The organism is Colwellia marinimaniae, from assembly GCF_002207865.1.
In the GTDB taxonomy this organism is placed as follows: Bacteria; Pseudomonadota; Gammaproteobacteria; order Enterobacterales; family Alteromonadaceae; genus Colwellia; species Colwellia marinimaniae.
Genome location: NZ_BDQM01000366.1, coordinates 1 through 256, shown reverse-complemented (window position 1 = coordinate 256; position 256 = coordinate 1). Strand labels below are relative to the sequence as shown.

Below are 256 nucleotides of genomic sequence, written 5' to 3'. Positions count from 1 at the left end.
AAGCTAATGCGATTAATATGGGTAAGTTTTAACGCACCCGCCAGTAAATTGCCCTGCCACCGGGGAAACGCGTTACCGGAATAGCGCAGTAAACTACCTGGGGCTATGGATGGCACATAATACTTAACCGGTTGCTCCATGCCCGCTTTATGCGTCCCTTCCCCCACCTTAAATGGCCCCCAATATTCCTTGCCATAAGAGATCACCGGCCAGCCATAATTTGCGCCCGCAACAATCAGATTGATCTCATCACCAC

At 50.4% G+C, this 256-nt stretch carries 1 protein-coding gene; it reads right to left on the bottom strand.

Translation table 11 applies throughout. The features are described from left to right. Positions 1-256 (bottom strand): PQQ-dependent sugar dehydrogenase (locus tag MTCD1_RS19675; protein WP_143760206.1); only part of this gene is annotated, 256 nt, incomplete at both ends.